This is a genomic window from Nostoc sp. UHCC 0251, from assembly GCF_034932245.1.
Classification (GTDB): domain Bacteria; phylum Cyanobacteriota; class Cyanobacteriia; order Cyanobacteriales; family Nostocaceae; genus Nostoc.
In genome coordinates, this window is sequence record NZ_JAYGHD010000430.1 from 1 (window position 1) to 9,075 (window position 9,075).

A 9,075-nucleotide genomic window follows, 5' to 3' on the forward strand; every position below is an offset into this window, starting at 1 on the left:
CAGAGCCTCTTTTGAATACATTCCCAGCCTCCAGGCTGGGAACAAGGCGACACAAGCCTTTGGGCTTTTCTTAGTGCCATTCCCCCTTACCCTTTAACCTTTCCCCAACATCTTGCAAAAGTTACTTTTGCAAGATGTCTGATGTAAATGCAACGCCAGGTATTAAATCGGCTTTGGGTAGCCTTTAGAAAATTCTCTATGGCTGCGATCGCATCAATTCTCCCTTGCTTTTCCTTAATAAAATTTTTTACAAAGCGGCTTATTTACGTAATACCACTATTTGCATTGTACTTAAGCATACTTTCAAACAGAATAGACTTGTGAGCATCAACTTGCTTGCTCAGAGGTATTAATTCAACGTGAGTTAGACGGTTAGAAAAAGCCAGAAAGCTTGCTATGCATGGATTTGCATAAATAGATGAATTTGTACAACAGGGCATTCACGGCAGCGATGCCTGCCGCGGGCTACGCCTACGCTACGATTGATGGAGAATCGGTAAAAAAGTCTTGCCCTAACTTCGGAACTGTTTCATAACTGTCGTGTATTACCTCGTACACGCCGCTTGACTGATTCCATTTTAAACCGATATCTGCACGGGCTTTTATGGTGCGACCAGATACAAGCATATAACAGACCATATCTATTGATCCAACATCGCTCTGAGTTGTTCGTGCAGGTGTTTGATGACAGACACCGCATTTTCTAATTGGGCTGTATCTCTCTGTTTTGCAAGAGTTTCAGAAAGAGCGGCAATGCGATCGCTCAATTCTTGAAAAACGGCTTCTCCCTTCGGTGTGAGGCGCAAAAGTTTTGATCGCTTGTGGGCTGGATTATTCACCAACTCAATTACACCATCTGCTAACATTTCATTTGCAAGTTTTTGGACACTTTGGCGGGGAACATAACGATATCGGGCTAGCTGCGGCACAGTTTGAGCGCCATTCACCTTGAGCAGTCGCAAAACACTCCAGTAGCCCTCTCCAGAGGATGAAACCACCCCAATTTGCATTCCTTCTGCCCGCAGCAGAAAAAAGGTTGCCACAATCTCAACGATTAAGTTCTCGATCGCCTGCCCTGCGGGGGTTCGGTTGACTGTCTGTTTTGCCATCAGCGTTGTTAGTTACAAAATTTGACACTTATTAAATGACAATAAATAGTCAAAATGACAATAAATAGTCATACTTTAATTATGGCTGAATTCAGCAATGCTATTTAACTGGCAAATGAGAGCCTCATTTAGGAGGATTCACAATGCTTGTAAAAACTTGGCGTTTCATCACCCTTATCCTGTCTGCCCTAGTCACAGGAATGGCACTGTGCCATACGCTAGAACTTCCGGCAAAAATGCAGTACTCTGCATCACAATACATTGCAATTCAAAACAGCCTCTATGTAGCATTTGGGCCACCCAATATAGGCGCCTTTATTGAATTTGCTGCACCCCTGGCAGCGATCGCTTTGGCTGTCCTCGTGCGTAAACGTCGTCCTGCCTTTCAACTGACGCTGCTGGCGATCGCATTTATGCTGCTGGCATTTCCAGTAATTTTCTTTGCCTTCACAGAACCCGCAAACAGGGTCATTCGTAGTGCAACGCCTGAGGCCATTCCGGCAAACTGGGAACAACTTCGCTACCAGTGGGAATATTCGCACCTAGCACGATTTTTTTGTCATCTAGCCGCATTCAGCACGCTGCTGCTTTCTGTTTTAGGTGAAACACCTGCACGGTATCTACGTGGTCAGGCTGAATAATCCTATGCGGTCTTAAAAGAGTGATTTTCACACGAAGGAATCCAATGTTGACAATAATGCGACACGCGATCGCCTCCGTCCCATTTTTATGTCAGCAGGTACGAGCGTCCTGGGCATGATTCCCTTGGCAATCTTTCCAGGACAGGGATCTGAACTGTATCAAGGTCTAGGAATTGCCTTAACCGGAGGTTTAGCGTTTTCCACAATCCTTACCCCGACTGTGGTTCCGGCATTGATGGCACTGTTGCATGATTTTTCAGGCGATCGCAGTAGCCATAGAGCCAGCCATTAGAGCTGATTCGTCCATCACTGTAAAATTACGAATTTTAATGGCTAAATGGGCAGAGTAATCATAAATTTAGTTGCCTGTCCAGAGGTTGATGAGCAATTGATATTACCGTTGTGTTTATCAACAATAATTTGATAACTAATAGCTAATCCTAGCCCAGTTCCCCAGGGTAAGAGCATCTCAATTAGGCTTGACATAAGGGCTGAGAGGAATCTAATGTAGAGTCAATGAAACCGGAATTGAGAACTCGAATCATGTAATCGTTATCCATACCAGTCCGTTTCATTTTTTGTCGGAGACTACGTTTGTAAGTTTGTTCACGATTGAGGGCATTGAGAGCAATGCGTCGTAAAAGAGCAAAATTCCGGGGACTATGGAAAGAGCGAATGCAGCAAGCATCTTCACGGAAAGTACAATCAAGCGTCCAATGAGCCTGATTTTCAATACCCCAATGTTTGCGGATAGCTCGACCTAAAAGTTGAGCATCACTGTGTAAAGAAGTTAGATAAAATTGAACCTCACGAGTAGTTTTGTCCCAAAGACGACGCTCCCGAACAACCATAACCAAGCTTTGGAGTCCAGCCCAGATTCGGGGTTGGTAAAGTTCACCAAGTGCAGAAACTGGAACAGACCAAACTTGACGGATTTGTGTGCGATGATGTCCTTTTTCAATCCGTTGGTCCTAACTAAGATCAATACCTTGAAAATTTTGTGCAGATGCTGTTTCAAACCATTGTTCTACTTGATGATACAGAGTGGGGTGATTAGCCTTGAGTGCCAGAACGTAATCTGCTTTTTTGTCGATAATCTTCTTGGCAATCTCGGTTTGAGTCCCCATTGCATCAATCGTGATGATAGAGCCTGTAATATCTAGTAACTTTAATAATCCGGGAATAGCTGTAATCTCATTCGATTTATCTTCCACTTTCATCTGTGCTAATACCAAATTTTGTTCACTTGCCCAGGCACTAATCAGGTGCAACGCTGATTTATGTTGATTTCGGTCGTAAGAACCCCTAATAGTTTTTCCGTCTATGGGAATTATCTCCGCTCCCATCTTTGTCACCAGGGTTTCTATCCATCTCAAGAAACAACGATTCAATTCTTCTGGGTTAATAAACTCAAATACCCGTCGGAAGGTGTCATCCGATAGCGAAGCGGTAGCGAGTCTTTGAGCGTCGGGTATTCCGTTTGGTAATACTAAAAACTCTTCTAACCATTTTTGCTTACTGATACCGTAATTCTCTATGTCTTCCCATCCTTGCGCTCCAGCTATCACAGCTAGAATCGCAATCAGCAAAATATCTGTGAGGTGATGTTTCTTTGTTCGCTCTACTCTTGGGTCTTTGATCTGTCCAAAATTCTCCAATAAACTCTGTTATATAGCTTCAATGGATGCTACTTCTTTAGGCTTTGGCTGATGAGGATTACTTTTCTTGGCTATAGCCGCAACTGTTTTAAATCCAACTCTTAGAGACGCTCCTCGAACAGACATAAAGCTTCATTCCTGGAGTTTTAAGGGTGAGCATATTCCCGTCATCTCACTTCTATTCCTGCTATGTCAAGTACATTTTTTATCCAGTTGTTTATGCTTGTTTTTGTTTATTTGTCAAGTAATTTTTATACCAAATTAGATGAGCTTACCCTGCTGGACTAAGCTCTGCTCAATATCTCCGATTTCTGGCACTTCTATTTGCTTTCGCTGATTACCAGAAGTATTTTTGGCATCGCCAGATTCCATTTCAAACCCCTGAGACATTTTAGTATTTTTTGAGATTTACATAGCAATACATTATGTCTTTTGAACCACCATTCTTTGATCTAATCTGTCAAGTACAATTTATACCAAATTAGATGATCTTACCCTGGCCATTGATTAAGTTAACAATACAGATAATCTTTAATATATCAATATCTATTTAGTTAAGAATAGGTAAACAAAAGACAATTGTTTTTATTTCAAAACAATCTCTAGATTGTGATACACAGTTATGCTTTGATATTGTTAAAGTCGATTTGGTCAATTTTTCTTATAGAAGATTGATTTTACCTGTATAACATTACTATCTCTGAAATAAAGGCTAAATTCACAGCTTAATTAAATGAATCTTGATAATATTTGTGGTTTGCCAATTAGCAGAAATTCTAATGTTATAAAATTGATTTTTTACTAATTTCTACCAGGTGTGAGGGTACATTCGTGCAGAAGTTTTGGTTGAATTCTTTGTTATTTAGTCCAACGATTTTGGGCTTATTTATGATTGCGCTACCAGCGATGGGTTCTGAAGTACCTTTAAACCAAGCACCTACAACTAATCAACCGTCCGGTTTTAGCAGTGCTGAGAATCTCGGACAAGTAACTTCAGTTTCACAACTTTCTGATGTCAAACCTACAGACTGGGCTTTTCAAGCTTTGCAATCCCTGGTTGAGCGATACGGCTGCATTGCAGGTTATCCTAACCAAACTTATCGGGGTAATCGTGCTTTGACTCGCTATGAGTTTGCTGCTGGTTTGAATGCTTGTTTAGATCAGATAAATCAACTTATAGCTACTAGTACGGCTGATCTGGTGAACAAAGAAGACATCGCAACGCTGCAAAAGCTACAAGAAGAGTATACTGCTGAGTTGCAAACTGTGCGAGGTCGAGTAGATGCTCTAGAAGCTCGTAGCGCCACTTTAGAGTCGCAACAATTCTCCATAACTACTCAACTGCGGGGAGAAGCAGTTTTTGCACTGGCTGGTGCATTTGGCTCCGATAGAGCAATCAACACCGATGCTCAAAATCGTGGTGATACCAGACCAGAACTCGATGAAAATGTGATTTTTGCCGATCGCGTCCGGTTAAACTTTGATAGTAGCTTCACTGGTAAAGACCGCCTCAGAGTTAGGTTACAAGCGAGAAATATCACTTCATTCAATACAGCCGTAACTGGTACTAACCAAACTCGTTTAGGATTTGATGGCAATGAATCCAACAATGTCAGCGTATCAGCTCTGTTTTACCGTTTCCCTGTAGGCAACTCCACAACCTTCAACATCGCAACTGAAGGGTTGGAATACATTGATGAAGTACCTGCTCTCAGTCGCAACTTTGATTCTAGTGGTTCCGGTGCGCTATCTCGTTTTGGGCGTTATAACCCAATTTATCGAGCAGCAGAAGGGCCGGGTATCATTATTAATCAAAAGTTCAATGATGCTCTCACCTTAACTGCTGGTTACGTTGTGCCATCGGGTGTTGGTAATGACCCCGCTAACGGTAGAGGCATGTTTAATGGTAGTTACTCTGCATTAGGGCAACTGACTTTCCAACCAACCTCAGAATTAAGTTTGGCTTTTACTTATGTCAACGCCTATTACACTGATGGTAGCGGAGTCACTGGTAGCACTGGCACTGGTTTTGCTAACAACCCATTCAACGGGGCGCGAACTTCGGTAAATAACTATAGTGTGACTGCAAATTACAAACTTAGTCCTAAGTTTACCATCACTGCTTGGGGCAGTTACGCCAATGCCCAAGCTGAAAATACAGCCGTTGCTAGGAGTAATGCAGATATTTGGAACTGGGCCGTTCAGCTAGGCTTTCCTGATTTTGGTAGGAAAGGAAATTTTGGTGGTATTGTCTTTGGTGTACCGCCTTACGTCGCTGACAATCAATTCGTCAGTGATAATAATCGCCGTCAAGACGATGATATCTCCTATCATTTAGAGGCTTTTTATAGATATAAGCTCAATGACAATATTGCTATTACCCCAGGATTAATCACCATCTTTAATCCTGAAGGTAACAGCAACAACTCTAATATCTATCTGGGAGTAGTGCGTACTACTTTTACTTTCTAACCCAAAGTTTTTGCTTAAGCTCAATCAAAAAGACCTCTCCCTGATTTTACTACGCAAAATCGTCCCTCTCCGAGCCGGAGAGGGACAGCTTTGAACTTTAGTTCAAGGCAGGGAGAGGTTTAAAGACCTAGTTTCTTGCCCATCAACGATCAATAGGGCTGAGTAACAGGCATGAGCAAGTTTTCTTAACCTTTTGATGTTCTACATTTAACTTGCACAGTGCTTTGACGTAACCTATCCTTACCAAAATCAACGGTTAATCTTTTATAGGTGATTAATATTGACAAAATTTGGTCAGATGAATTGACCTGTAATCCTGAATCTGGAATCCGAGGTTAGTTAATGGTTTCACATCAAGTGCGGCAAATCTTTGGTGCAATTACTGCTGTGTTTTTGGGTTGGGGAGTTGGAATTGCAGTAGCAGATACCCCAAAAACACTAACAATTTATTCAGGACGGGATGAAGAAATCATGCGTCCCCTGATTGAGAAAGCGAAGAAAGATTTGGGGCTAAATATTGAAGTCCGCTATGGTGATTCTACAGAACTAGCGATCGCTCTCATAGAAGAAGGCAAAAATAGCCGTGCTGATATATTTTATGCTCAGGATGCCGGTTCATTAGGAGCTATAACCAGAGAAGCACGGACTTTACCTCTCCCTAACCAATTACTCAACAAAGTTGATCCGCAATTTCGTTCTTCTTCAGGACAATGGGTTGGCATTTCAGGAAGAGCGCGGGTGATTGATTATAATACTGAGCTTGTCCAAACCAGTGAACTGCCCAAAAGTGTATTGCAACTGAGCGATTCCAAATGGCGCGGTAAAGTTGGCTGGGCCCCTACAAACGGCTCTTTTCTTTCCTTTGTCACTGCAATGCGACTGATGGAAGGCGACCAAAAAACCCTAGAGTGGTTAAAAGCCATGAAAGCCAATGGTGCAAAAGCCTACCCTAAAAATAGTGCGATCGTAGAAGCTTTAGGAAGGGGAGAAATCGCTCTGGGATTAGTCAATAACTATTATCTGTATCGGTTTACCAAAACCAATCCTAATTTTCCAGTCGCTATCCACCATACAAAAGGTGATGCAGGAGCTTTAATTAACGTCGCAGGTTTAGCAGTCCTGAAGACTACTGATCAAAAGAGTGATGCAGAAAAGTTTGTGGCTTATATGCTCAAGCCACAAACCCAAAAGTTCATCACTGAGAATTTTTACGAATATCCATTAGTTACAGGTATCGCGGTAGCGCAAAAGCAATTACCCCTCAAGCAATTGCAACCGCCCAATCTTGATTTAAGTAAATTATCGGATCTCAAAGGAACAATCTCACTAATTCAACAAGCTGATTTGTTGTAAATAGGCATGAGGTAAGGGGACAAGGAGACAAGGGGACAAGTCTCTTCCTTGTCTTTTCTTTATGCCCAATGACAAATGACAAATGACAAATGACCAATGACCAATGACTAAATCCCATCCACCATTATTATTGGTAATTACAGCTGGATTAATAGCTGTGGCGATCGCATTGCCGTTGACTTATTTAGTCATGCGGATGTCTGCTGTGGGTGGGAAAGAGTTATTAGATTTAATATTGCGTCCGCGCATACTGGAAATTTTGTTTAATAGTGTGGGGGTAGCTGTAGCAAGCACTATATTAGCAACAGCGATCGCACTACCTTTAGCATTTCTCACGCTGCGAACAGATTTACCTTGGCGGCGATTTTGGTTAATGGTAACAACACTACCCTTAGCCATACCAGACTATGTAGGCAGTTTTGCCTTAATTGCAGCTTTTGGCCCCAAAGGTAGCTGGTTACAACTCTGGCTAGAACCTCTAGGGGTGGAAACTTTACCAGAAATCTATGGCTGGACTGGGGCAATTTTAGGACTAACTCTGTTCTCCTATCCTTACTTACTGCTGAGTGTCCATGCTGGCTTGCAAGGCATCGATCCCTCAATGGAAGAAGCGGCCAGAAGTTTAGGCTGGAATCAAAGGGAAACTTTTTGGCTGATGACAATACCTGCATTACGTCCCGCCATCGTCGCGGGAGGATTATTAGTAGCTCTCAATGCCTTGCAGGATTTTGGTACAACTTCTGTCATGCGGTTTGATACCTTTACACGAGCAATTTTTTTGCAATACCGATATACATTTGATCGCCATCAGGCGGCGACATTGGCTTTAATGCTAGTGGGTTTGGTGTTGCTGTTGTTGTGGCTGGAATATAAAACGCGATCGCGGGCTGTATACTATAGTCGCAGTAATAAATCTTACTCTCCACCAGTGTTAACAACTCTGGGTGTGTGGAAAATCCCAGCAATTTTGTTTTGCTTAGGTATCACTAGCTTGGGTTTATTATTACCTGTTGCTGTTACCTTGTTCTGGTTCGTACAAGGTTTAACTAGTCCAGATGCAGAGCAAATTTTTGCTTGGTCACAATTTACACAACTAGCTTGGAACTCAATCATAGCTGCTGGATTGGCAGCGATCGCCGCTACTGGCTGCGCTATTCCCATCGCCATCTTAGCTGTACGCTTTCCTAGCCGCATCGCAACAGCTATTGAACGCTCTACTTACATTGGTTTTGGCTTACCTGGGATTGTAGTTGCCTTTTCACTGGTATTTTGGGGAGCAAATTACTTGCCTTGGTTATATCAAACCTTGCCGATGCTCGTCTTTGCTTACTTAGTGTTATTCCTTTCCCAGTCTGTGGGAACTGTGCGGAGTTCACTACTGCAAGTCAATCCCCAATTAGAAGAATCAGCCCGGAGTTTAGGCAGAAAACCAGGGCAAACTTTCCGAGAAATTACCTTACCACTGGTAACACCTGGGATTTTAGGAGGAGCAGCATTAGTATTTCTCAAAGCAATTAAAGAATTACCTGTAACCTTGTTGTTAGCTCCCATTGGCTTTAATACCCTAGCTACTCAAATTTGGAAGGCAACAGAAAATGTTTCTTACAGTCAAGCATCGGTGGCTGCATTAATCATGTTAGTCATTTCTATTAGTTCTACGTTCTTGGTTTTATCTCAAAATAGCCATCAAAAACTCATCCCAGAAGTGCGCCGTAGTTTGCAAAGAGAGGTTGATTGATGGGAGCAGGGGGGGCAGGGGAGGTAGGGGAGGCAGGGGAGGCAGGGGAGGCAGGGGAGGCAGGGGAGGGGGGGGGGGGAGGGGGGCGGGGGGGAGAGGGGGGG

7 protein-coding genes and 3 pseudogenes are annotated in these 9,075 nt (G+C 42.8%); 5 read left to right on the plus strand and 5 right to left on the minus strand.

Annotation, left to right across the window (positions count from 1 at the left end; all coding sequences use genetic code 11):
* Positions 1 to 471: 471 nt before the first annotated feature.
* Positions 472 to 627: a hypothetical protein gene (locus tag VB740_RS34405; RefSeq protein WP_323204298.1), complete on the minus strand. Its 156-nt coding sequence runs from the start codon at positions 625 to 627 to the stop codon at positions 472 to 474.
* Positions 628 to 641: 14 nt separating this feature from the next.
* Positions 642 to 1,109, minus strand: coding sequence for a MarR family winged helix-turn-helix transcriptional regulator (locus VB740_RS34410; RefSeq protein WP_323204299.1), 468 nt, complete (start codon positions 1,107 to 1,109; stop codon positions 642 to 644).
* 200 nt (positions 1,110 to 1,309) lie between these two features.
* On the opposite strand from VB740_RS34410, the gene VB740_RS34415 reads away from it, so the two are divergent.
* Both VB740_RS34415 and VB740_RS34420 read left to right on the plus strand, forming a co-directional pair.
* Positions 1,310 to 1,750: an anthrone oxygenase family protein gene (locus VB740_RS34415; RefSeq protein WP_323204300.1), complete on the plus strand. Its 441-nt coding sequence runs from the start codon at positions 1,310 to 1,312 to the stop codon at positions 1,748 to 1,750.
* A 55-nt stretch (positions 1,751 to 1,805) separates the two neighbouring features.
* Positions 1,806 to 2,042, plus strand: a pseudogene (locus VB740_RS34420) (efflux RND transporter permease subunit); the annotation flags it as partial.
* 41 nt (positions 2,043 to 2,083) lie between these two features.
* On the opposite strand, the pseudogene VB740_RS34425 reads toward VB740_RS34420, so the two are convergent.
* The 3 genes and pseudogenes from VB740_RS34425 to VB740_RS34435 form a co-directional block, all read right to left on the minus strand.
* Positions 2,084 to 2,203 (minus strand): annotated as a pseudogene (locus VB740_RS34425) (ATP-binding protein); the annotation flags it as partial.
* A 20-nt stretch (positions 2,204 to 2,223) separates the two neighbouring features.
* Positions 2,224 to 3,408, minus strand: a pseudogene (locus tag VB740_RS34430) (ISAs1 family transposase).
* 261 nt (positions 3,409 to 3,669) lie between these two features.
* Positions 3,670 to 3,798 (minus strand): hypothetical protein, encoded by a 129-nt coding sequence (locus VB740_RS34435; RefSeq protein ID WP_323204301.1) that lies wholly within the window; start codon positions 3,796 to 3,798, stop codon positions 3,670 to 3,672.
* Positions 3,799 to 4,239: 441 nt separating this feature from the next.
* On the opposite strand from VB740_RS34435, the gene VB740_RS34440 reads away from it, so the two are divergent.
* The 3 genes from VB740_RS34440 (at position 4,240) to VB740_RS34450 (ending at position 8,971) form a co-directional block, all read left to right on the plus strand.
* Positions 4,240 to 5,880, plus strand: coding sequence for an iron uptake porin (locus VB740_RS34440; RefSeq protein WP_323204302.1), 1,641 nt, complete (start codon positions 4,240 to 4,242; stop codon positions 5,878 to 5,880).
* 342 nt (positions 5,881 to 6,222) lie between these two features.
* Positions 6,223 to 7,233: an iron ABC transporter substrate-binding protein gene (locus VB740_RS34445; RefSeq protein WP_323204303.1), complete on the plus strand. Its 1,011-nt coding sequence runs from the start codon at positions 6,223 to 6,225 to the stop codon at positions 7,231 to 7,233.
* 103 nt (positions 7,234 to 7,336) lie between these two features.
* Positions 7,337 to 8,971, plus strand: coding sequence for an iron ABC transporter permease (locus tag VB740_RS34450; protein WP_323204304.1), 1,635 nt, complete (start codon positions 7,337 to 7,339; stop codon positions 8,969 to 8,971).
* Positions 8,972 to 9,075 lie beyond the last annotated feature (104 nt).

Excerpts from the sequence above, each read along its gene's own strand:
- VB740_RS34445 (WP_323204303.1), top strand. The coding sequence starts at position 6,223 with ATGGTTTCACATCAAGTGCGGCAAATCTTTGGTGCAATTACTGCTGTG.
- VB740_RS34435 (WP_323204301.1), bottom strand. The coding sequence starts at position 3,798 with ATGTCTCAGGGGTTTGAAATGGAATCTGGCGATGCCAAAAATACTTCT.
- VB740_RS34410 (WP_323204299.1), bottom strand. The coding sequence starts at position 1,109 with ATGGCAAAACAGACAGTCAACCGAACCCCCGCAGGGCAGGCGATCGAG.
- VB740_RS34415 (WP_323204300.1), top strand. The coding sequence starts at position 1,310 with ATGGCACTGTGCCATACGCTAGAACTTCCGGCAAAAATGCAGTACTCT.
- VB740_RS34405 (WP_323204298.1), bottom strand. The coding sequence starts at position 627 with ATGCTTGTATCTGGTCGCACCATAAAAGCCCGTGCAGATATCGGTTTA.
- VB740_RS34450 (WP_323204304.1), top strand. The coding sequence starts at position 7,337 with ATGACTAAATCCCATCCACCATTATTATTGGTAATTACAGCTGGATTA.